Source organism: Stenotrophomonas sp. YJH_SMC_33, from assembly GCF_059372295.1.
This window is the reverse complement of record NZ_JCAFVJ010000005.1, coordinates 119,524-142,288: the sequence shown is the minus strand read 5'-3', so window position 1 is coordinate 142,288 and position 22,765 is coordinate 119,524. Positions and strand designations below refer to the sequence as shown.

Genomic DNA, 22,765 nt, shown 5'->3' with positions numbered 1-22,765 from the left:
ACGCGATGACCGTCCTGAACAGCCAGCTGCAACCGGGCAGCGAAACGTTTGAAAGCAACCGCGCGGCGATGCAGGCCGTGGTCGACGACCTGCATGCCACCCTCGCGCGCACCGCGCTGGGTGGCAGCGAAGCCGCACGCGCCAAGCACACCGCGCGTGGCAAGCTGCTGGTGCGTGACCGCATCGACGCCCTGCTCGACCCCGGCAGCGCCTTCCTGGAAATCGCGCCGCTGGCCGCGCACGGCATGTACGAAGACGCCGTGCCGGCCGCTGGCGTAGTGGCCGGCATCGGCCGCGTGAGCGGCGTGGAATGCGTGATCGTGGCCAACGATGCCACGGTCAAGGGCGGCACCTACTACCCGATGACGGTGAAGAAGCACCTGCGCGCGCAGGAGATCGCCGAACAGAACCACCTGCCGTGCATCTACCTGGTCGATTCCGGTGGCGCGTTCCTGCCGCTGCAGGACGAAGTCTTCCCCGACCGCGATCATTTCGGCCGGATCTTCTACAACCAGGCCAACCTGTCGGCGCAGGGCATTCCGCAGATCGCCTGCGTGATGGGCAGCTGCACCGCCGGTGGTGCGTATGTGCCGGCGATGAGCGACGAGACGGTGATCGTGCGCGAGCAGGGCACGATCTTCCTCGGCGGCCCGCCGCTGGTGAAGGCGGCCACCGGTGAAGTGGTGACGGCCGAGGAACTGGGCGGTGCCGACGTGCACACGCGCATCTCCGGCGTGGCCGACCACATGGCCGACAACGATCTGCAGGCGCTGGCACGGGTGCGCGCAATCATCGCCCAGCTGAACTGGCGCAAGCCGGAACCGGCGATGGCGGTACAGCCTTCCGAGGAACCACTGCTGCCGGCGCATGAACTGTATGGGGTGATTCCCGCCGATACGCGCAAGCCCTACGACGTGCGCGAAGTGATCGCACGCCTGGTCGATGGCTCGCGCTTTGACGAGTTCAAGCCGCGCTATGGCGCAACACTGGTTACCGGCTTCGCGCATCTGAACGGCTACCCGATCGGCATCATCGCCAACAACGGCATCCTGTTCTCCGAGTCGGCACTGAAGGGCGCGCACTTCATCGAGCTGTGCACCCAGCGCAACATCCCGCTGGTGTTCCTGCAGAACATCACTGGCTTCATGGTCGGCCGCAAGTACGAACAGGGCGGCATCGCCAAGGACGGCGCCAAGCTGGTATTGGCGGTGGCCTGCGCCAAGGTTCCCAAGTTCACCGTGGTCATCGGCGGCTCGTTCGGTGCCGGCAACTACGGCATGTGCGGCCGTGCGTACTCGCCCAACTTCCTGTGGATGTGGCCGAACGCGCGCATCGGCGTGATGGGCGGCGAGCAGGCCGCCAGCGTGCTGGCCACGGTCAAGCGCGATGGCATCGAGGCCAAGGGCGGCCAGTGGCCGGCGGCGGAGGAAGACGCGTTCAAGGCACCGATCCGCGAGCAGTTCGAGCAGCAGGGCCACCCGTACTACGCCAGCGCGCGCCTGTGGGACGACGGCGTGATCGATCCGGCCGACACCCGCCGGGTACTGGCCCTGGCGCTGTCGGCCAGCCTCAACGCCGCCCCGCAGCAGACGCGCTTCGGCGTGTTCCGCATGTAACCCGTGCCATGACCGAGCACGCTCCCATGAAGCCCGTTGCCATGTTCACCAAAGTCCTGATCGCCAATCGCGGCGAAATCGCCTGCCGCGTCATCGCCACCTGCCGCCGCCTCGGCATCGCCACCGTGGCGGTATATTCCGATGCCGACCGCAACGCGCGCCACGTGCGCCTGGCCGACGAAGCCATCCACATCGGTCCGGCCGCTGCACGTGAAAGTTACCTGCGCGGCGATGCCCTGCTCGACGCCGCACGCCTGACCGGCACGCAGGCGATCCACCCCGGTTACGGCTTCCTGTCCGAGAATGCCGACTTCGCCGATGCCTGCGCCGCCGCCGGCATCACCTTCATCGGGCCGCCGGCCAGCGCCATCCGCGCGATGGGCGACAAGAGCGCGGCCAAGGCATTGATGGCGAAAGCCGGCGTGCCGCTGACTCCGGGCTACCACGGCGACCAGCAGGAACCGTCCTTCCTGCGCGAACAGGCCGACGCCATCGGTTACCCGGTGCTGATCAAGGCCAGCGCCGGTGGCGGTGGCAAGGGCATGCGCAAGGTCGAGCGCAGCGAGGACTTCGTCGATGCGCTGGCCAGCTGCCAGCGCGAGGCGGCCTCGGCGTTCGGCAATGACCACGTGCTGGTCGAGAAGTACGTCGAGCGCCCGCGCCATATCGAGATCCAGGTGTTCGGCGACAGCCACGGTGACGCGGTGTACCTGTTCGAGCGCGACTGCTCGGTGCAGCGCCGCCACCAGAAGGTGCTGGAAGAAGCGCCGGCCCCGGGCATGAGCGCGGAACGTCGTGCTGCGATGGGCAAGGCGGCGGTCGATGCCGCGCGCGCGGTGGGCTATGAAGGTGCGGGCACGGTGGAGTTCATCGCCGGCCCGGACGGCGATTTCTACTTCATGGAAATGAACACCCGCCTGCAGGTCGAGCACCCGGTCACCGAGTACATCACCGGCACCGACCTGGTGGAGTGGCAGCTGCGCGTGGCCTCAGGCTTGCCGCTGCCACTGCGCCAGGAGCAGCTGGCCATCCACGGCCACGCGATCGAAGCGCGGCTGTATGCCGAGGATGCCGATCGAGGCTTCCTGCCGTCCACCGGCACCCTGCGCCGCCTGCGCCTGCCGGCGCCGTCGGCCCATGTGCGCGTGGATACCGGCGTCGAGGAAGGCGACAGCATCACCCCGTACTACGATCCGATGATCGCCAAGCTGATCGTCTGGGACGTGGACCGCGACGCTGCACTGCGCCGCATGAGCCAGGCACTGGCCGACTGCCAGGTGGTGGGCGTGACCACCAATGCCGGTTTCCTGCGCCGCCTGGTGAACACCGATTCGTTTACCCACGCCAAGCTGGATACCGCGCTGATCGAGCGCGAGCAGGCGGCATTGAGTGCCGTCGTCGACGCGGGTGCGGACCTGTGGCTGCTAGCCGCCGTGGCCGCAGTGGCAAGCACGGCACCCGCCAGCACCGACGCGCGCGATCCGCATTCGCCGTGGCAGTCACAGGACGGCTGGCGCCTTGGCGCGCCCGCGCCGCGCGTGCTGCCGCTGCAGCAGGGCGAACGCCGGCACACGCTGAAGGTGTGGGCGCAGGCCGATGGCTGGCGTGTGCAGTGCGATGACGCGGCACCCGTGCAGGTGGTCGGCACAGCCGATATGCGCGGGCTGGTGGTGCAGCTGGGCGGGCGCCGCTGGGCACTGCAGCTGCTGCGTGACGGAGACCAGCTGTACCTGTTCGGTGCTGACGGCCAGCATCGTTTCACCCTGCATGATCCGGTGGGCGAATCGGACCACGCCGTGGCCGATGCCGGCAGCCTACTGGCACCGATGCCGGGCAGGATCGTCGCCACGCTGGTCGCCGCCGGTACCGAGGTCAAGCGCGGCACGCCGCTGGTGGTGCTGGAAGCGATGAAGATGGAGCACACCCTGCAGGCGCCGGCCGACGGGACGGTGAAGGGCTACCGCGCCAAGGCCGGCGACCAGGTCGGCGACGGCGCGGTACTGGTGGACTTCGAGGCGGCGTGAACGCTGGGGTGGCGACCGCTCAGCGGTCGTCGCCCGCTACCACCCGCCCGGCGGGATCGAATTCGGCCGTGTCCAGCGTGGCACTGCGCCAGCCCAGGCCGCAGATGGCCATCGCGCTCTGCCCGATGCCGTCGAAACCGAAGGCACGATCGACATCGGCATCGTTGATGGCCGCCGTCACGAACGCCGCCAGCCCGCGCTCGGTCGCACACAGGTACAGCAGCTGCGAGATGTGACCGACATCCAGCGTCACCGCACGATGCGCCTTGGCGTGGTTGCGGTACTTCCAGAAGCAGCGGTCATAGCGCGGCGCCAGCACCAGCAGCGCCGGCGCATCGGCGAACCACGCCTGCCCGGACAGCATCCGCCGCGCCAGCGCCGGCAGTGCCTGCGGCGGTGGCGAGGGCAGCGGCAGCACGGCGTGCTGCACCGGGTGGTAGTGGTACAGGCCCGGTGCCAGTCCTTCCACGTTCTGCACCAGCAGGAAGCCTTCGGTGGGATGCAGGCCGCCACCGGAGGGCACGTTCTTCTTCAGGAACTCGGTATCGCGCTCGACCTTCTGCACCGCGTGGGCCATCAGCGTGCGCTGCAGCACCTGGGCCAGCAACGGCAGCGGCAGCGCGCGCTGGGTATCGAAATTGCGGCAGGTGCTGCGGCGCGCCAGCAGTGTGTCGAACGGCGCCTCTTCGCTGCGCGGCAGCGGCTGGTAATCGCCCTGCATCGGCTGCACCACCGGCGGTGGCGGCCCGAGGCGCTGGCGCAGGCCGGCAGCGGTGTCCAACCCTTGCCGACGCATGTCCTCCACGCTGTCCACGGCCTGCCAGCGCGCATGACGATGGGCCAGCGCCGCCAGCGGCCACCACTGGCTGCGCCGCAAAGCCTCGTCGCGCAGCTGGTGCCCCACCTCGCTCGGTGGGTCGGTCAACAGCAGGCCCTGCTCGACCAAGCGGGCCAGCATGGCCGGGCAGGCATCGGCGGGCGGTTCGCACCAGCGGTGCGCACTGAGCTCGCCGAGCAGCTGGCGCTCCTCGGCGTCCACCGGCAGTGGCTGGTCCAGATGCGCGGCCAGGGCCACCCAGCTGATCTGGCTGTCCATCTCGGCGTGGCCGGCCAGCATCGCGCGCAGGTCGAGGGTGATCGCCTCGCGGGGCTCGAACATCAGGCTGGCGCAGCGGCGCAGGCGCATGGGATTCCTTCCTTCTGCCGCACAACCGGCATAGCAGCAACGACCGCAGCGCGGCCAACTTTAGCGACGTACGCAGCGCGGCCCTCAATGGCAGGCTGTCGCGGCCGATACGAGAACTTCAGCCTACGGACGATCCCCATGAGCACCCATCCCCGCCTTTCCGCCGCAGACGCCAGCACCCTGCTGGACCACCTGATCGGCAACGACGACTTCCGCAGCCACTTCACCGCTTCGCCGGCCAAGGCCCTGGCCTCGATCGGGCTGGACGGTGCGGTCGGCGAAAGCGACTGCATGAAGATCGGCACCCTGGCTTCGGTCGAGGAGCTGAGCCAGGTGCGTGACAGCCTGCAGGCCCACCTGTCCGGGTCGGTGGCGGCGATGACCGTGGTGTTCTGCTTCGAAGCGGGCAAGGTCGGCGAGCGCATCGACGGCTGACCCGTCATCAGGGCGCGCCGGCCGCGGCCGGCGATGCCCACGTGGACACGTCGTGCACATTCAGTGGTTGCCAGACCTGCATGGCGGTGACCTCGGCAATGGCCTGGCCGCGATGCTGGGACAGCCAGGCCTGCTCGCGGCGTACGGCAGCTTCATTGCCCTGTGCGCGCAGCGCGAGCAGCAGCACGACGTGTGCCTGCACCGGCTCGCTGCCATCGAGCATTGGCTCGATCAGGGCGCGGGCAGCTTCGGGCCGCTGCATCTGCAGTTCATCCACGGCGCTGACAATGCGCAGCCAGCGATCGGCGACCGGACTGCGCAGGCTGCGCAGCAGCGGCCGCTGCTCGTCCAGCCAGCGTTTGGCCAGCTCGAACTGGCCCTGTCGCTGGGCCAGATGGACCAGAGCCAGCCATTGCAGGCCGCGGGCATGCAGCATGGGATCATCGCGCTGCTCCAGCAACGGATGCAGCAACGCAGCGATGGCCTGCAACTCGGCGCGGTCCGCGCTCGGGCACAGAGCTGCCACGCTGGCGTGCTGCAGCCGCTGCTGCACCTGGAAGTCGACCAGCGCCGGCGCCGACGCGTCGTCGCGTACCGCCTGCTGCATGGCCGCGCAATCGCGCTGCGTGGCCGCCAGCAGCAGCTGCGCACGCAGCTTCATGCGCTGCTGCAGGGCATCGTTGGCACGGATCTGCGGCAGCAGTTGGGCGGCCTTGGCGTACTTACCCTGCGCGACCAGCACGTCCACACCGGTCTCATCGGCATCATCACGACCGCGCAGGACCTGTGCCTGGGCCAGTGTCTCGGCCGCAAGCTGCGGTTGGTTGGCGGCGATCTGTATCCGCACCAGGTGGATCAGCGGATACAGGCGCAGCGGATCCTGCGGCACCGCAGCCGCACGCGCGTAGGGTTCGGCCTCGCTGAACTGGTTGGCCTGCAGCAGGTACCAAGACGTGTTGGACAGCCCGGCGAACGAATCCGGGTAGACCTTGGCCAGCGTGCGCCAGTGCTCCAGCGCCCAGCCACCAGGCTCCAGTTCGGCCATCCAGGCCTTCAGGTACAGGCGCTCGCGTGGCGGCAACCGATCCTGCAGGTCCAGCGCGTGCTGCATGGCTTCGCGTGCGCGCCGCCCTTCATCGACGCGCGCATGCAGTTTGGCCACGCCCATGTAGGCCAGGGCGAAACCGGGATCAATATCGATTGCAGCCTGATAGAGGTTGCGAGCCTCCTCGAAGCGACGCTGGCCCAGTGCATTCTCGGCCAGCGCGAACGCTCGCAGTGCGCGAAGGTCCTGGGTCGATGCCCGCGGCAGCGGCAACGACTGTTCCAGGCTCGCCACCGATTCGCCCAGTCCGCGACGCAGGCGCCCGACCACGTCGTCCACCGCGAATACCATCTGGTCGGATCGATCCGTGGTGGCGGTGAACGTCTGGATCACCTGGCCGGTGCCGGGTGCGGCGACATCAATGGCCAGCTCGTAGCCACCGATCTTCTGCCGCACCGTCGGCAGCAGCACGGCGCGCGCGCCCTCCCGCACCGCCACGTTGGCCGCGGTATCGCGGCTGAGCCGGGTATCGCCCGAGAGCCGCGCCATTTCCAGGCTTTCGCGGATCTTGCCCTCCGACAGCACGTTCACGTAGCGCGACTGCTCCAGCGCGATCCGGATCGCGTGCCGCATCGAGTCGTCGAAAATCGGGTCGCCGGTGAGGTTGTCGACATCGCCAAGCACCACCCAGTCCCGCTCGGCGAACGCGATCGCCGGTTCCGACCGCAGCAGCAACCAGCCGCCCAGCACGGCCACCGTCAGCACCAGGCCCTCGGCGGCCAGCACCAGCGGCTGCCGCCACAGCGGCAGGTCACGGCGTGCCTTGGCAGTGGCGCGTGGCATGCGCAACGGCGCTGAACCGATCTCACCCACTTCGATCACTTCCTGCACCACCGGCATTCCCTTGAAGCGCCAACGGCCGTGCGACTTCCACAGCAGGCGCGCACCCCGTTCCCCCAGCGCGCCGGTGGCGCGACGGGTCAGCGATTCGGCCACCGCCGACAACAGGATCTGGCCAGGGCGGGCCAGCGTCATCAGGCGCGCTGCCATCGGCTTGGCCAGGCCTTCCACTTCCATCGACTTGGCGCCGGCCCGGACCGCCTCGGCACTGTTCTCCCAGGTCAGCACGTCACCCACATGCAGGCCGGCACGCGCGCGCAGTTCGATCGCCCGCTGCTGGCCCAGCGCGTGCAGTTCGCGCTGGTAGTCCAGGGCGAAGCCCAAAGCATCGATGGCCCGCTCGAACAGCATGAACAGGCCGTCGGAGCGATCGATCAGCTGGCCGTTCCAGCGCTGCTGCAGGACCAGCACCAGGCGGTCGTGTTCCTGGAACAGGCTGGCGGCCGCCACATCGCCGATCCGCTCGACCAGTTGCAGCGAATCACACAGATCGGTGAACAGCAGGGCGCGTAGCTGTGGGCTATGCGGGGCTGACGTTCCGTTGTCGCCGTCCATCGCCTGCCTCCCCCTATTGGCCGTCCGGATCATTCGCCCAACGCAGGCAGTTGCCGCCATCGCGCTTGGCCTGGTACAGCGCGCGATCCGCGCGCGCGTACCACTCGCTCCAGCCTGCCTCCGGCGCCAGCAGGCACGCACCGATGCTGACCAGGCTGACATGCGGCGTACCGGGGCTGCGTTCGAGCAGGCCATGCACCGCGCTGAGGATGAACTCGGCCGCGTGCTGCACGATCTCGTGGTTGCCGCGGCGCAGGATGAGGCAGAACTCATCACCGCCAAGGCGGCAGGCCAGGTCATGCTCGCCGGCCATCGAGCGCAGGATGTTGCCCATGCTCTGCAGCACGCGGTCGCCGGCCTGGTGGCCGTGGCGGTCGTTGATCTGCTTGAAGCGGTCACAATCGATCAGCAGCAACGCCTGCGGCAGCCCCTCGGCACGCTCGCGGCACTCCTGCAGGTACAACGTGAGGCCACGGCGGTTGTGCAGCCCGGTCAGTTCATCGGTGCGCACCAGCTCGCGGGTATGGGTCAGCTGATGAGTGGTGATGTACAGGTTGTCCAGCGCGGTTTCCAGATCGTGGTTGCGGCGCCGCAGCTGGCTGATCAGGGCCTGTTCGTTGGTCAGCACGCGCATGATCGTGCGACGCAGGAAGTACGCCACCAGCCCGGGATCGGATTCGACCAAGCGGTGGAAATCGGCCGGCCCCAGCTCCAGGACATCGCAATCGACCAGCGCGCGCGCGCTGGCGCTGCGCAGGTGGTCGCCAACCAGCAGGCCCAGTTCGCCGAAGAACTCATACTGCCCGAGTGTCTTGATCACCAGGTCCTCGCCGAAGTCCAGTTCGATCTGGCCGTCGAGGATCACATACATGCGCTCGCCGCGGTGGCCCCGCTGGAACAGCCACTGTCCGGCATGAAGCTTGCATGGGCGGGCGAATCTGGCAAACAATGCCACCTCGGCATCCGACAACAGCGCATGCACGATCTCGGCCATCGCCACCCGGGCGATACCTGTCGTCATATCACTGTTCTCGGCCGCACCCCTGCCGGTCATTCCCTGCACCCGCCGCCAGCGTCCCCTGGTGAGCCGCGGAGCATAGCACCGCTTTAAAGTGTGCGCCCTATCTCATTTTGAGCCTCAGGGCGCTCTTGTGTGATGTGAAGATCGGTGGTGGCCCGTTCTGGTCACCCATGTCCGGGCAAAACCCCTGCTGGATCAATCCGATGCCGGGTTTCACAGGATTTCGGCCAAGTTGCGGCCAAGGGGGTGCGCCTGATTGACGCTGCCTGCCGGCCGCCGCGCCTTTGCACCGATACAACAACGCCGGCAGGTCCCCCGACCGGCCGGCGTTGTCTGGCCCTTCCCTGGCCACCCTGATCACCCGGTGCCCGGTAGTGCCGGCCGCTGGCCGGCAACTGCATGGGCTTCGGAAACACCGATGGGTTGCCGGCCAGCGGCCGGCACTACCGCATCACGCCGCGCGTTCGCTGCGCCCGCCATGGAACTGCTCTTCCTCGGTGGAGCCGGTCAGCGCGGTGGTCGACGACTGCCCCTGCTGGATCGCCTGGGTCACCGCATCGAAGTAGCCGGTACCGACTTCACGCTGGTGCTTGACCGCCGTGAAACCGCGCTCGGCCGCTTCGAACTCGGCTTCCTGCAGCTCCACGAAGGCGCTCATCTGGCGGCGTGCATAGCCGTGGGCCAGGTTGAACATGCCGTAGTTCAGCGCGTGGAAACCGGCCAGGGTGATGAACTGGAACTTGTAGCCGTAGCTACCCAGTTCGCGCTGGAACTTGGCAATGGTGGCGTCGTCCAGGTTCTTCTTCCAGTTGAAGCTAGGCGAGCAGTTGTAGGCCAGCAGCTTGCCCGGGAACTTCGCGTGGATCGCCTCGGCGAACTTGCGGGCGAACTCCAGGTCCGGCTTGCCGGTCTCGCACCACACCAGATCGGCATAGGGCGCGTAGGCCAGGCCGCGGCTGATCGCCTGGTCCAGGCCATTGCGGGTCTTGTAGAAGCCTTCCACGGTGCGCTCGCCGGTGGTGAACGGCTTGTCGTTGCCGTCGATGTCGCTGGTCAACAGATCAGCCGCTTCGGCATCGGTGCGCGCCACCAGCAGGGTCGGCACGCCCAGCACGTCGGCAGCCAGGCGCGCGGCGTTGAGCTTCTCGATGGCCTCGCGGGTCGGCACCAGCACCTTGCCGCCCATGTGCCCGCACTTCTTCACCGAGGCCAGCTGGTCTTCGAAGTGCACGCCGGCCGCACCGGCCTCGATCATCGCCTTCATCAGTTCGAAGGCGTTGAGCACGCCGCCAAAACCGGCCTCGGCATCGGCCACGATCGGCTGCAGGAAGTCGATGTCGTCCTTGCCTTCGGCATGATGCAGCTGATCGGCACGCAGCAGGGTGTTGTTGATGCGCTTGACCACCGCCGGCACCGAATCGGCCGGGTACAGCGACTGGTCCGGATACATCTGCCCAGCCAGGTTGGCGTCGGCCGCCACCTGCCAACCGGACAGGTAGATCGCCTTCAGGCCCGCCTTGACCTGCTGCATGGCCTGGTTGCCGGTCAATGCACCCAGCGCGTTGACGAACTCGCGCTCATGCAGCGACGCCCACAGCTTCTCCGCACCCAGGCGGGCCAGCGAATGCTCGATGTGGACGGTGCCGCGCAGGCGCACCACGTCGGCGGCGCTGTAGTTGCGCTGGATGCCTTCCCAGCGCGGGTTGGTGTCCCAGTCGTGCTGGATCTGTTCGGCAGTGGGCAGCTTGCTCATGTCTTTCTCCAGTTCGGTTCGTGCGTGCAGCGGGGAGTGAAACGGCAGGAGGGCCGGCAGTCGGTCAATCGATGCGCGCGTAGGCCGGCAGGGTCAGGAAATCGGTCAGTTCGTCACTGCGGCTCAGTTCGCCGAGCAGGGCGATGGCCTCGCCGATGCGCGCACCACCGGGCAGTACGGCGGTATCGCCCAGCCGTGCCGGCAGCTGCGAGAGGGTGGAATCCAGCAGCGCCAGATCGATCGCAGTGCCATCGTCCAGCTGCTGGCCCGGCGTATGCAGCCACTGCCACAGCTGGCTGCGGCTGATCTCGGCGGTGGCCGCGTCCTCCATCAGGTGATGGATCGGCACGCAGCCGTTGCCATCCAGCCACGCCGCCAGATAGCGCACGCAGACTTCCACGTTGCCCTCGAAGCCGGCGCGGGTGACGGTGCCCGGCGGCCGTGCGATCAGTTCGTCGCGGCCGACGCGCACATCCTGGCGCAGCACGCTGTGCTGGTTCGCACCGGGCATGTGTTCGTCGAAGATCGCCATCGCCACCGGAATCAGCGCCGGGTGCGCAACCCAGGTGCCGTCATGGCCGGCGGTGACTTCGCGCAGCTTGTCGGCGCGCACCCGGGCCATCGCCTGTTCGTTGGCGGCGGCATCGTTGTTGATCGGGATCTGCGCGGCCATGCCACCCATCGCATGCGCACCGCGGCGGTGGCAGGTCTGGATCAGCAGTTCCGAATAGGCCTTCAGGAACGGCTGGGTCATGGTCACCTGGCCGCGCTCGGGCAGCACGCGGTCGGCGTGGCGGCGGAAGGTCTTCAGGTACGAGAAGATGTAGTCCCAGCGCCCGCAGTTCAGGCCGACGATGCGATCACGCAGCGCGTGCAGGATCTCGTCCATCTCGAACACCGCCGGCAGCGTTTCGATCAGCACGGTCACCTTGATCTGGCCGTGCGGCAGGCCGAGCATGCCCTCGATATGCGAGAGCGCGGTCTCCCACAGCGCCGCCTCTTCCATGCTCTGCAGCTTGGGCAGGTAAAAGTACGGGCCACGATCCTTCGCCTGCAGGGTGCGGGCGTTGTGGAAGGCGAACACCGCCGCGTCGAACAGGCCACCGGCAAGGAACTGGCCGTCGATGCGCACGTGCTTTTCATCCAGGTGCCAGCCCCGCGGGCGCACGATCAGCACCGCCTGCTCGTCGTACGGGCGCAGCGTGTAGTGCTTGCCATTGGGGGCGGTGTATTCCAGATCGCCGCGCACCGCCGCCGCCAGCGACTGCTGGCCGGCCAGCAGGTTGCGCCAGGTCGGCGAGGTCGAATCCTCGAAGTCGGCCATGAACACCTTGGCGCCGGAGTTCAGCGCGTTGATGACCATCTTCGGGTCGGTCGGGCCGGTAATCTCGACGCGGCGGTCCTGCAACGCGGCCGGCAGCGGGGCCACGCGCCAGTCGCCGCTGCGGATGGCGGCGGTGTCCTCGCGGAAGTCCGGCAGGCCGCCCTGGTCGAAGAATGCCTGGCGTTCACGGCGGGCCTGCAGCCTCGCCTGCCGGCCCGGTTCCACCGCACGGTGCAGCGACACCAGCAGGGCCAGCAGCGGCGCCGGCAGCAGGGTGTCCTGGCCGGCCACGCGGGTCGCCAGGGCGACGCCGGGGGTAGCCTTCGCGGCGGGGGTGGGAACAGCGGAAGCGACGGCGGACATGAGGCGACTCCAGCGGTGGGGGAACGGCTCCACGGTGCCGCCGGGCCTGAGTATTTGGCAAAACAGTTTTTGCAATGTTCTACATAAGTTGTGCTAATACTCGTGACACGATGAGCACACGCACCCCGCCAAGTCCGCGTTTTTCCTACAAATCCGACCGGCTCAAGCCGTTGCGTGCGTTCTGCCAGACGGTGCGCCTGGGTTCGGTCTCACGGGCGGCTGAGGCACTTTTCGTCAGCCAGCCGGCGATCAGCCTGCAGTTGCAGGCCCTGGAACGGGAGCTGGGGGTGCCATTGTTCGAACGCAGCGGGCGGCGCCTGGTGCCCAGCCGCGAGGGCCAACTGCTGTACGAGATGGCGCAGCCGCTGGTGGAGAGCCTGGACGGGCTGGAGGCGCGCTTCCGCGACAAGGTGCGCGGCCTGGACGCGGGCGAGCTGAACATCGCCGCCAACAGCTCGACCATCCTGTACCTGCTGCCGAAGATCGTCGAACGCTTCCGCCTGCACCATCCGGATGTGCGCCTGACCCTGCACAACGCGATCAGCGCTGACGGCACCGACCTGCTGCGCGAGGATGCCGCCGACCTGGCCATCGGTTCGATGACCGATGTACCGGCCGACCTGACCTACGCCCCGGTCTACCGCTTCGAACAGGTGCTGATCGCGCCGCACGACCATCCGCTGGCCAGCGGCGGCGAGCTGGAGCTGGCCGACATCGCGCGCTATCCGCTGGTACTGCCGCCGAAGCGGCAGATCACCTACCGCCTGGTCGACCAGGTATTCCAGCGCCACCGCATTGCCTACACCGTGGCGCTGGAAGTGGGTGGATGGGAAGTGATCAAGCAGTACGTGGCGATGGGCATGGGCATTTCCATCGTGCCGGCGCTGTGCCTGCACGAAGCCGACCGCGAGCGGCTGGCGGCGCGGTCGATGAAGCGCTGGTTCCCCGAGCGCAGTTACGGGGTGATCGTGCGCCGCGGCAAGGCACTGTCGGCGCAGGCGCGGGCGTTCATCGAGCTGATCCAGCCGGAGTTGTTCAGTCCGCGCGATTACGACCAGAGCGGGCATTCGGAGCGGTGAGGGATGTTCGGCAGGGCTGCGCCCTGCACCCGCCGAAGCCGAAGCAACAGCAAAAGCCGGCTATCCGTGGGATGGCGGGGTGAGTCCGGTTGCGGGGGACGCTGTAAACCCGTCCATGGGGGCTTGGTCGCGGCATCCATGCCGCTCACACCCCCGCAACCGGACCCACCCCGCCTTCGACAGTTGGTCGCTGCTGTTGGTGCCAGCTGCTGTTGGTGGGTGCCGACCGTTGGTCGGCACGGGATCGGATCCCATCTCTGATTCATTTCCGGCTGACGATGAATAAACTGGCCCCATGTCCATCGAACTGCGCCACCTGCGCTACTTCCTCGCTGTTGCCGATACGCTGCACTTCGGCCAGGCGGCCGAGCGCCTGGGCATGTCACAGCCGCCGCTCAGCCAGCAGATCCGGCAGCTGGAGGAACTGATCGGCGCGCGCCTGTTCGTGCGAAGCCATCGCCGCGTGCAGCTGACGCCTGCTGGGGAGCTGCTGCAGGAACGCGCGCGCGCAATCGTGCAGCAGGTGGAAACCGCGGTGGCCGAGGTGCAGCGTGCGCAGCGCGGCGAGCAGGGTGAACTGCATATCGGCCTGACCCGGGCCACGCCGCTGTCGCCACAGATCCCGCGTTCGATCCTGCATTACCGCCAGCAGTATCCGCAGGTGCGGCTACAGCTGAGCGAGATGAATACGCTGCAGCAGATCGACGCGCTGCTCGATGGTTCACTGGACGTGGGCATCATCCGCAAGCGTGCGTTGCCGCCGGAACTGGTGGCACACAGCCTGTTCGTCGATCCGCTGGCGCTGATCGTGCATGCCGACCACCCTGCCCTGCGCAGGCTGTCGAAGCAGGGCACGGTGTCGTTGCGCGACTTCGCGCAGGAGCCGTTCGTGGCATTCCGGCGCAGCGCGGGCGCGGGCATCCACGACCACATGATCGCGTTGTGTGCGGCGGCGGGCTTCACGCCGCGCATCGTGCAGGAAGCCGGTGAAGCATCGACGTTGATCAGCCTGGCCGCTGCGGGCCTGGGTGCGGCGATCCTGCCGTCGTCGTGCGATCACATCCGGGTGGAAGGATCGCGCTTCGTGGCGTTGGCCGATGCTGGCGCGCATTCGGAAGTGCAGCTGGCGTGGCATCGCGAACGGGTGACGCCGCTGATCCGAAACTTCGCCGGGCTGCTGCGCGGGGCGTTCGCCGGTAGAGTCGACTGTTAGTCGACTATCGCGCGCAGCGCGGGTTTTCGCGATCTGATGGAAGAGCAGTCGACTGACAGTCGACTCTACCTCGGCAAAGCCGCTACACCGTGGTTGCCGGCCAGCGGCCGGCACTACCGTGCGTTGGGTCACGCGGTCACCGGCTGCGGGGCGCGGTGCTGCAGCGCCCAGACGATGCCACCACCGATCAGGGTCAGCACCGCGGCGAACGCACACACGCCCCACCAGTCCCAGGCCGCGTAGGCCAGGCCGCCGACCCCGCCCAGCACGCTGGAGCCCAGGTAGTAGGCGAACAGGTACAGCGCCGACGCTTCCGCGCGCATCGTACCGGCACGGCTGCCGACCCAGCTGCTGGCCACCGAGTGGCCACCGAAGAAGCCGAACGTGACCAGCGCGATGCCCAGTGCCATCGTGCTCAGCCACGGCATCGCCAGCAGCGCGATGCCGGCGCCGATCAGCGCGAACGAGATCGACAGGATGCGGCCGCGCCCGTACCGCGTAGCCTGCTGGCCCATCCACGCCGAACTGAAGGTGCCCACCAGGTACACGCTGAAGATCAGCCCGACCACGGTCTGGCTGAGGTGGTACGGCGGCGCCAGCAGGTGATAGCCCAGGTAGTTGTAGAGGGTGACGAACACGCCCATCAGCACGAACGAGGTGGCGAACAGCCACGGCAGGCCCGGGTCGGCGAACAGCAGGCGCCAGCGCGACGGCAACTCGCGCAGGCCATCGCGGCGGGGATGGAAATGGCGCGACGGCGGCAGCTGCAGCCACAGCAGCACGGTGCTGGCCACGGCGATGATCGAGACCACGCCGATGCCCCAGCGCCAGCCCCAGTGGTCGGCGATGATGCCTGCCAGCAGGCGCCCGCTCATGCCACCGATGGCGTTGCCGCCGATGTACAGGCCCATCGCCAGGCCCAGCGCGCGGCTGTCCATTTCCTCGACCAGGTAGGTCATCGCCACTGCCGGCACGCCGCTCAGCGCCAGGCCAAGCAGGGTGCGCAGCACCAGCAGCGTGGTCCAGTCGTCCACCAGCGCCGTGCTCAGCGACAGCATGGCCGACGCCAACAGCGCAACGATCATCAACGGGCGACGGCCGACCACATCGGACAGCAGGCCGGCCAACAGCATCGCCACCGCCAGCGTACCGGTGGTCAGCGACAACGACATCGCGCTGCCTGCGGCCGACACGCCGAAGTGGCGGCTGAACTCGGGCAGCAGCGGCTGCACGGTGTACAGCAGGCCGAAGGTGGAGAAGCCGGCCAGGAACAGTGCCAACGCGGTGCGGCGGAAGGCCGGGGTGCCCTGCTGGATGCGGGTGTCGGTGCCGGTATCGAGAGTGGAGGGACGGCCTTCAACGGCCGCCGCAGTTTCGCCAGTCATGGAATCGAAGGGCCGGTGGGGACGGCCGGGCGTGGGAGGGAACGGGCCTCAGACTAGGCCCGTCGATCCAGTCGATCCATAACCTGATAGATCAGGATTGATATATAGGAAGTATCAATTCAGCTTACAGGCGTTGCCACTCGAAACCGTCACCGCGGCGGTAATACACAGCCACCGCCCGGCCGTAGACCTTGTCCGCATCGACGAAGCCGAAGAAGCGGCCATCGAAGCTGTTGCCACGGTGGTCTCCCAGCACCAGCAGCTTGCCGGCCGGCACCACCAGATCGTCAATGTCCGGGCCACCGCCCATGTCCAGATCGAGGCGGGCTCGGCGCTCGCCGAAGGCTTCCACGTCCTGCAGGTCGGCGGTCTGCAGCGGCTGGCCGTTGATGCTCAGGTGCCCTTCGTGCAGCTGCACATGGTCACCGGCCACCGCCGCCACGCGCTTGATCAGCCGGGTGCCGTCGGCCGGTGAATCGAACACCGCCACTTCACCACGCTGCGGAACGCCGGTGGACATCAGTTCCCTGCCGGTGAACGGCAGGCGCAGGCCATAGGCACGCATGTCCACCACTACCCGGTCGCCGGGCTGCAGGGTTGGCTGCATCGAGCCACTGGGCACCACGTAGTGGTTGGCCAGGGTATCGCGGGCGGCGGCGAGCAGGCCGAGCATCACCAGCAGCGGCAATGCTTCCTTCTTCAGCCAGAGCAGCGCGCGTTCGGGAAGGGGAGGACGGCCAACAGCATCCATGACAGGCTCCGGGTGGGTGGTCGCTGCATCAGACCACACTCGGGCGGGAGAGGTTCCCGCGCCGGCTTGTTGTAGAGCCGAGCCCGCGCTCGGCTGCTCTTCGAGTGTCGGTGCACGCCAGCCGAGCGCAGGCTCGGCTCTACAGGAAGGGTTACGCAGGTTTTACGCGCGCACCCGGCCACGAGCATCGCACCTTTACGGCCAGCACGTGCATCGTGTGCCCACCGCGCCGCAGGGCGCATTCCGCAAGGTGTTGTATGACCCTCCTGGTGATCCGCCACGCCTCTTCGTCGGCACCGCGTCCCCAACTGCCGGCACAGTTGGCCGGCCATCGCGTGCTGTGCAGCGACTGCGCCAGCCTGTCCGAAGTGCGCCAGTGCCTGTGCCAGCCGCAGGCGCGTTCGGCCGACTGGGTGCTGCTGGATGTCGGCGTGGCCGACGAGGCGCAATGGCAGGCCGAGGGTGGCGCACTGCAGGCGGCGCTGGAACGGCTGCCGGCGCAGTACATCGAGCTGCAGTCGCCCAGCGAGCCCGGCCTGGATGCGCGGCTGCGCCTGCAGCACGGCCCCGCCGCGGTAGTGGTCGACCAGCGCAGCCAGCAGGCCGGCTATCCGCTGTCGCTGGCCATCGTCGGCCGTCGCCTGGCGCAGGAGGGCTGAGCCATGTCGATCTTCATCATCCGCGGCCCGGAAGCCGCCGGCGCCTTGATCCGCACGGCAATGCCACTGCCGGCGCCGGTCCTGAAGTCGCTGGTGCATCGCGCGATCGATGCCGGCACCAGCGTGGCGATCCGTGCCTGCGGTTCGGAGCAGGAACTGCTGGATGCGCTGCGCGTGGCCGATCACAGCCGTGGCGAAGTGACACTGCTTGACCCGGGTGCGTGCGCCAACAGCCTGCGCCTGCAGCGCCTGCTGCCCTACCTGCACAATGCCTACGTGGAGGTCCACGACGACGGCGCGGTGGCCGAGCCCTGCCTGCCGGCCGGTGTCGGCCAGCGCTTGGGCATCGCCGCCGGCTATGGCGCGCAGAGCTATGTGCTGGCGTTGGATATCGCGCTCGATCACCTCGGGTTGGCCGAGCAGGCCAACCGGGTGCACGTGGGGACGTGATCCGCTTGTGTAGAGCCGAGCCCATGCTCGGCTGCGTCTCCAGAAAAAGCCAGCCGAGCATGGGCTCGGCTCTACACAAAGAAAAACGGCGGGGTTTCCCCCGCCGTTTTCGATTTCTTACTTCAGCCCGCGGAACTTCAGCAAAGGTTCCACCGACGGGTCCTTGCCGCGGAAATCGCGGTACAGGGTCGACAGCTCCACGCTGTTGCCGCGCGAGAGGATCTTGTCGCGGAACTCCTGGCCGTTGGCCGCCGTCAGGCCACCGTGCTCGGTGAACCACTGGTAGGCGTCATGGTCGAGCACTTCGGCCCAGAAGTAGGCGTAGTAGCCGGCCGAGTAACCGCCACCCCAGATGTGGTCGAAGTAGGTGGTGCGGTAGCGCGGCGGCACCTGCGGCAGGTCGACCTTGAACTTCTTCAGCGCGCTGGCTTCAAAGGCGCCGACATCCTGCAGCGGCGCGTCGGCCTTCTGGGTGTGCCAGGCCAGGTCCAGCAGCGCGGCAGACAGGTACTCGGTGGTCGCATAGCCCTGGTTGAAGCTGCGCGCCTTGAGGATCTTGTCGACCAGTTCCTGCGGCATCGCCTCGCCGGTCTTGTAGTGCTTGGCGTAGTTGGCGAACACCTTCGGATCCAGCGCCCAGTGCTCGTTGAACTGCGACGGGAACTCGACGAAATCACGCGAGGTGGCGGTGCCGGCAATCGACGGGTACTTCACGTTCGAGAACATGCCGTGCAGCGCATGGCCGAACTCATGGAACATGGTGGTGACGTCGTCGAAGCTGATCAGCGCAGGCTGGCCGGCGGCCGGCTTGGTGAAGTTGCAGACGTTGTAGACCACCGGCTTGGCACCGGTCAGGCCGTCCTGTTCGACGAACACGTCCATCCAGGCGCCGCCGGACTTGCTGTCACGCTTGAAGTAGTCGGTGTAGAACAGCGCCAGCGAGGTGCCGTCCTTGTCGAACACTTCGTACACCTTCATGTCCGGGTTGTAGGTCGGAATGTCGGTGCGCGGCTTGAAGGTGATGCCGTACAGCTGGGTGGCGGCGTAGAAGACGCCGTTCTGCAGCACGTTGTCCAGTTCGAAGTACGGCTTGACCTGCGATTCGTCCAGATCGTACTTGGCCTTGCGCACCTGCTCGGCGTAGTAGTCCCAGTCCGAGGCGGCGACCTGGAAACCACCCTTCTGTGCGTCGATCACCTTCTGGATCTCGCCGGCTTCGGCACGCGCCTTGGCGGTGGCGGCCGGCACGGTGTCGGTCAGCAGCTTGAGTGCCGCAGCCGGGGTCTTGGCCATCTGGTCGCCCAGCTGGTAGTCGGCGAAGGTCTCGAAGCCGAGCAGCTTGGCCTTCTGCGCACGCAGCTGGGCCAGGCGCTGCACGGTCTGCCGGGTGTCGTTGGCATCACCGCGCTCGGCGCGGGTCTCCGAGGCCTTCAGCACGGCGGCGCGCTGGTCGCGATCGCTCAGCGAGCCGAGCACCGGCTGCTGGGTGGTGTTCTGCAGCGGCAGCAGGAACTTGCCGTCCAGCTTGCGTTCCTTGGCGGCGGCCGCGGCGTTGTTGATCGCATCCTCGTCCAGGCCGGCCAGCTTGGCCTTGTCATCGACGACGACGGCCGCAGCGGCGGTGGCGGCCACCAGGCGGGTATGGAACTGGGTGGAGAGGGTGGTCTCTTCCACGTTGAGCTTGCGCAGGGTCGCCTTGTCAGCGTCGGACAGCTGCGCACCGGCGCGCACCAGGCCGTCGTAGTAGTGCTCGACCAGGCGCTTCTGCACCGGATCCAGTTCCAGCGTGTCGCGCTGGTCATAGATCGACTTCACGCGCGCGAACAGCTTCGGATCGAGATTGATCTCGTCCTGGTGCGCAGCCAGCTTTGGCGCCACTTCTTCCTGGATCTTCTGGCGCGCATCGTTGGTATCGGCTTGGACCAGGCCGAAGAAGATGCGCGAGACGCGGTTCAGCGTCTCGCCGCTGCGCTCCATCGCCACGATGGTGTTGTCGAAGGTGGCCGGCTCGCTGCTGTCGGCGATCTTGCGCACGTCGGCCAGGTGCTGGCGCATCCCCTCTTCGAACGCCGGCAGGTAGTCGCTGTCCTTGATCTTGTCGAACGGCGGGGCCTGGAACGGCAGCGTGCTGGCGCTCAGCAGCGGATTGGTGGAGGCTTCGGCCGGCTGCTGGGCCGGGGCTTTCTGGGCATCGGACACGGGGGTGGACTCCTTGCCGGAACAGGCCGCCAGCGCCAGGCTGATGGCGGCGGCCAGGACTACGGTACGCGACATGTAAAACACTCCTTGGGCAGACGGTACGGGATACCAGCCCTCCACCCTACTCCTGTCGCGCTCGCCCGGCATGTGCCGGACGTGGCGTCTATGCGGCGGCCTGTGGCAGGCTCAGACCGTACCGCGGGTCTTGCCGATCCAGGGCCGGTAGAACTCGCGGATGGCGGCCATGTCGGCGGCGTCATCGCCGCTGGGCGTGAACAGCGGGCCGATGCCGATGGTCTTTTCCGGGTAGTGGAAATACGCGGCCAGGATCGGCACGTCGGCCATCCGGGCGATCTTCAGGAAGCCGGCCTTCCAGTCCTTCACGGCCTTGCGGGTGCCCTCGGGGGTGATGGCGAACCACATCTTCTCGTTGTTGCGCAGCAGGTCCACGGCCTGTCCGACGGTGCCCTGCGGCGAGCTGCGATCGAGCGGGATCACGCCCAGCCTGTGCAGCAGCGGGCCCAGCGGCCACCAGAACAGCGACGCCTTGCCCAGTACCTTCACCTTCATGCCCAGCGCGATCTTGGCCGCCATGCCCCACAGCCCATCCCAGTTGGACGAATGCGGGGCGATGATGAAGACCAGCCTGGGGATGTCAGGCAGGGTGCCGGTCACCTTCCAGCCGCCCATGCGCAGGGTGCAGCGCGCCAGCCAGCGCAGGAAGGCGTTGGGTTTGACCTGCGGCATCTGCGGCGGCACGGCCGGCAGCAACGAAGTCGGGTTGTTCAAGCAATCACTCCCAGTCACGTGATGAGCGACCGCGCTTGATCTGCGCGCGCCCGCGTTTGGCGTCCAGACGACGCAGTTTCGACCCGAGGGTCGGCTTGGTGGCCTTGCGCGGCTTGGGCACGCTCAGCCCGGCCTGGATGAAGGCCGCCAGCCGCTCGCGCGCATCCTCGCGATTGCGATCCTGGGTCCGGAAACGTTGCGCATCGATGACCAGCACGCCTTCGCCGGTCATGCGCCGGTCACGCCGCGCCAGCAGGCGTGCGCGCAACGGTTCGGGCAACGAAGGCGAGTTGGCCACGTCGAAACGTAGTTCCACCGCGGTGGAGACCTTGTTGACGTTCTGGCCACCGGCACCGCTGGCACGCACGAACCGCTCGACGATCTCGCCGTCGGGGATTTCAAGCTGCGCGCTGATGGTGACCGGTCCACTGCCCATCCGCGCATTGTAGCGGCAGCCACGTGCCGGAGTGCGGCATCGCGCGCCGTATGCCGCCGATCAGGTACCGAACACGCCGCCTTCGCCTTGGCTGCGGGTATGCTGGCCGTCCCATGTACCGCAGGAAGCCCGCATGACCCGCACCACACCCGCCCTGCCGTCCCTGCTGCGCCGCGCCGCCCTGCTGCTGGCGCTGGCCGTGGCCAGCGTTCCGGCCCTGGCCGCGCCACCGACAGACGGCGACATCAACCGCCTGCTGTCGGCCTCGCGTGCGCAGAGCATGATCGACACCATGCTGCCGCAGATCGAGGCGATGCAGCAGCAGCAGTTCCAGCAGGTGGCCGCACAGCGCCAGCTCAATGCCCAGCAGCAGGAACAGCTGAAGCGGATCCAGGCACGCACCAGCCAGACGCTGCGCCAGGCCCTGTCGTGGCAGCAGCTGCGGCCGATGTACGTGGACCTGTACAAGAAGACGTTCAGCAAGGAAGACGTGCTGGCGATGGCCGAGTTCTACGAGAGTTCGGCCGGCCAGAGCCTGCTGGACAAGACCCCGGCGCTGATGCAGAACGTGATGGTGGCCATCCAGGCGCGCATGCAGCCGCTGTTCGCGGATCTGCAGAAGGATCTGGAAGCCATCGTCAACGAGCCGGAAAAAAAGTGAGGTAGTGCCGGCCGCTGGCCGGCAACCTCGTACGGTTGGGATCAGGCAGGTGCCGGCCAGCGGCCGGCACTACCGTCTATAGGTCCACCTGCCAGCCAAACAGGTCCAGCGCCTTCTGGAACTCACGGTCCAGCGGCGCCCTGACATCCACGTCGCCGCCCTCCGGATGCGGGAAGCGCAGGCGCTCGGCGTGCAGCAGCATGCGGTGCACGCCCTGCATGCGGAAGATGCGGTTGTGGCGGCCATCGCCATGGCTGGTGTCGCCAATCATGTGGTGCGAGAGGTGCTTGAGGTGCCGGCGGATCTGCCGGAAGCGCCCCGTCTGTGGCTGGCAGCGCAGCAGTGCATAACGCGAACGGGTGAACTCACCGACCGGCACCGACAGCTCGCCCGTCGCCAAGCGCTGGAAGTCGGTGATCGCCGGCTTCTTCACCGGCTTGCCCGGGCCGCCATCCAGATCATGGTCCACCCGCCAGGACAGTTCCGCCGGCCATCCCCGGCAGACCGTCAGGTAGTCCTTCAACACTTCGCCGCCCATCAACGCCTTGCCCAGCGCGCTGGCGGTCTCGCGGTCGAAGGCCAGCAGCAGGCAGCCACTGGTGGCCCGATCCAGGCGGTGCACGAGGAAGATCGGCCGCCCCAGCTGCTCGCGCAGGCGGTCGGCCAGGAAGTCGTCTTCGCCACGGGCCAGCTTGCTGTCGTGGACCATCAGCCCGGCAGGCTTGTTGACCACGGCCAGGCGCTCATCCAGGTGCAGCAACTGCAGGGGCGCGGTGTCGGTCTCGACCGCGGCGAGGGTATCGGGTTCGGTGCTCACCGCGGGATTATCGGGGCTGGGCACTGAATGGGGTAGAGCCGGCCGCTGGCCGGCTGCCTCAGGGTCGTCTGGCCGCTGGGGTTGCCGGCCAGCGGCCGGCACTA

General features: G+C 67.7%; 19 protein-coding genes. 8 read left to right on the top strand and 11 right to left on the bottom strand.

Annotated features, from left to right (window positions below; all coding sequences use genetic code 11):
* Positions 1 to 5: 5 nt before the first annotated feature.
* Together AC5P9W_RS10440 and AC5P9W_RS10435 are read left to right on the top strand one after the other, a co-directional pair.
* Entirely contained in the window at positions 6 to 1,616 is a 1,611-nt protein-coding gene (locus AC5P9W_RS10440) for a carboxyl transferase domain-containing protein (protein ID WP_021203750.1), read from the top strand.
* 8 nt (positions 1,617 to 1,624) lie between these two features.
* Positions 1,625 to 3,640: an acetyl/propionyl/methylcrotonyl-CoA carboxylase subunit alpha gene (locus AC5P9W_RS10435; protein ID WP_495219174.1), complete on the top strand. Its 2,016-nt coding sequence runs from the start codon at positions 1,625 to 1,627 to the stop codon at positions 3,638 to 3,640.
* 19 nt (positions 3,641 to 3,659) lie between these two features.
* Here the strand turns inward: AC5P9W_RS10435 and AC5P9W_RS10430 are convergent, their stop codons facing one another.
* A complete protein-coding gene (locus AC5P9W_RS10430; protein WP_058979737.1) occupies positions 3,660 to 4,826 on the bottom strand; it encodes a putative peptide maturation dehydrogenase in 1,167 nt (388 codons plus the stop codon).
* Positions 4,827 to 4,964: 138 nt separating this feature from the next.
* Between AC5P9W_RS10430 and AC5P9W_RS10425 the strand changes: the two genes are divergently transcribed.
* Positions 4,965 to 5,261, top strand: coding sequence for an NHLP-related RiPP peptide (locus AC5P9W_RS10425; RefSeq protein ID WP_021203747.1), 297 nt, complete (start codon positions 4,965 to 4,967; stop codon positions 5,259 to 5,261).
* Between the two features lie 7 nt (positions 5,262 to 5,268).
* Here the strand turns inward: AC5P9W_RS10425 and AC5P9W_RS10420 are convergent, their stop codons facing one another.
* From AC5P9W_RS10420 to aceB, 4 genes are all read right to left on the bottom strand, one after another.
* A complete protein-coding gene (locus tag AC5P9W_RS10420; protein WP_111099315.1) occupies positions 5,269 to 7,761 on the bottom strand; it encodes a putative peptide modification system cyclase in 2,493 nt (830 codons plus the stop codon).
* A gap of 13 nt (positions 7,762 to 7,774) precedes the next feature.
* Positions 7,775 to 8,815, bottom strand: coding sequence for a GGDEF domain-containing protein (locus AC5P9W_RS10415; protein WP_019661878.1), 1,041 nt, complete (start codon positions 8,813 to 8,815; stop codon positions 7,775 to 7,777).
* A gap of 418 nt (positions 8,816 to 9,233) precedes the next feature.
* Positions 9,234 to 10,535, bottom strand: coding sequence for an isocitrate lyase (aceA, locus tag AC5P9W_RS10410; protein WP_019661879.1), 1,302 nt, complete (start codon positions 10,533 to 10,535; stop codon positions 9,234 to 9,236).
* 64 nt (positions 10,536 to 10,599) lie between these two features.
* Positions 10,600 to 12,222 carry a malate synthase A gene (gene aceB, locus AC5P9W_RS10405; RefSeq protein ID WP_111099317.1) on the bottom strand — a complete coding sequence of 541 codons (1,623 nt, stop codon included), beginning with the start codon at positions 12,220 to 12,222 and terminating at the stop codon, positions 10,600 to 10,602.
* Between the two features lie 110 nt (positions 12,223 to 12,332).
* Here aceB and AC5P9W_RS10400 point away from each other — a divergent pair, with 110 nt between their 5' ends.
* Positions 12,333 to 13,301 (top strand): LysR family transcriptional regulator, encoded by a 969-nt coding sequence (locus AC5P9W_RS10400; RefSeq protein WP_495219172.1) that lies wholly within the window; start codon positions 12,333 to 12,335, stop codon positions 13,299 to 13,301.
* Between the two features lie 295 nt (positions 13,302 to 13,596).
* Positions 13,597 to 14,514, top strand: a complete 918-nt coding sequence (locus AC5P9W_RS10395) for a LysR family transcriptional regulator (protein ID WP_495219171.1) — start codon at positions 13,597 to 13,599, stop codon at positions 14,512 to 14,514.
* Between the two features lie 128 nt (positions 14,515 to 14,642).
* Here the strand turns inward: AC5P9W_RS10395 and AC5P9W_RS10390 are convergent, their stop codons facing one another.
* Both AC5P9W_RS10390 and lepB read right to left on the bottom strand, forming a co-directional pair.
* Complete coding sequence (locus tag AC5P9W_RS10390; RefSeq protein WP_021203744.1) at positions 14,643 to 15,899, bottom strand: MFS transporter; 1,257 nt, start codon at positions 15,897 to 15,899, stop codon at positions 14,643 to 14,645.
* Positions 15,900 to 16,023: 124 nt separating this feature from the next.
* Positions 16,024 to 16,650 (bottom strand): signal peptidase I, encoded by a 627-nt coding sequence (gene lepB, locus AC5P9W_RS10385; protein ID WP_346484374.1) that lies wholly within the window; start codon positions 16,648 to 16,650, stop codon positions 16,024 to 16,026.
* 257 nt (positions 16,651 to 16,907) lie between these two features.
* Here lepB and AC5P9W_RS10380 point away from each other — a divergent pair, with 257 nt between their 5' ends.
* Both AC5P9W_RS10380 and AC5P9W_RS10375 read left to right on the top strand, forming a co-directional pair.
* A complete protein-coding gene (locus AC5P9W_RS10380; protein WP_021203742.1) occupies positions 16,908 to 17,309 on the top strand; it encodes a hypothetical protein in 402 nt (133 codons plus the stop codon).
* A 3-nt stretch (positions 17,310 to 17,312) separates the two neighbouring features.
* On the top strand, positions 17,313 to 17,759 hold the full coding sequence (locus AC5P9W_RS10375; RefSeq protein ID WP_004153636.1) for a 3-dehydroquinate dehydratase: 447 nt from the start codon (positions 17,313 to 17,315) through the stop codon (positions 17,757 to 17,759).
* 117 nt (positions 17,760 to 17,876) lie between these two features.
* Here the strand turns inward: AC5P9W_RS10375 and dcp are convergent, their stop codons facing one another.
* The 3 genes from dcp to arfB all read right to left on the bottom strand — a co-directional run bounded on the left by dcp (position 17,877) and on the right by arfB (position 21,183).
* On the bottom strand, positions 17,877 to 20,033 hold the full coding sequence (gene dcp / locus AC5P9W_RS10370) for a peptidyl-dipeptidase Dcp (RefSeq protein WP_021203741.1): 2,157 nt from the start codon (positions 20,031 to 20,033) through the stop codon (positions 17,877 to 17,879).
* A gap of 111 nt (positions 20,034 to 20,144) precedes the next feature.
* Positions 20,145 to 20,747 (bottom strand): lysophospholipid acyltransferase family protein, encoded by a 603-nt coding sequence (locus AC5P9W_RS10365; RefSeq protein ID WP_010487088.1) that lies wholly within the window; start codon positions 20,745 to 20,747, stop codon positions 20,145 to 20,147.
* A gap of 4 nt (positions 20,748 to 20,751) precedes the next feature.
* Positions 20,752 to 21,183, bottom strand: a complete 432-nt coding sequence (gene arfB / locus AC5P9W_RS10360; RefSeq protein ID WP_005420755.1) for an alternative ribosome rescue aminoacyl-tRNA hydrolase ArfB — start codon at positions 21,181 to 21,183, stop codon at positions 20,752 to 20,754.
* A 133-nt stretch (positions 21,184 to 21,316) separates the two neighbouring features.
* On the opposite strand from arfB, the gene AC5P9W_RS10355 reads away from it, so the two are divergent.
* Complete coding sequence (locus tag AC5P9W_RS10355) at positions 21,317 to 21,844, top strand: DUF2059 domain-containing protein (protein ID WP_019661887.1); 528 nt, start codon at positions 21,317 to 21,319, stop codon at positions 21,842 to 21,844.
* A gap of 76 nt (positions 21,845 to 21,920) precedes the next feature.
* Here the strand turns inward: AC5P9W_RS10355 and AC5P9W_RS10350 are convergent, their stop codons facing one another.
* Complete coding sequence (locus tag AC5P9W_RS10350; protein ID WP_021203740.1) at positions 21,921 to 22,661, bottom strand: pseudouridine synthase; 741 nt, start codon at positions 22,659 to 22,661, stop codon at positions 21,921 to 21,923.
* Positions 22,662 to 22,765: the final 104 nt, after the last annotated feature.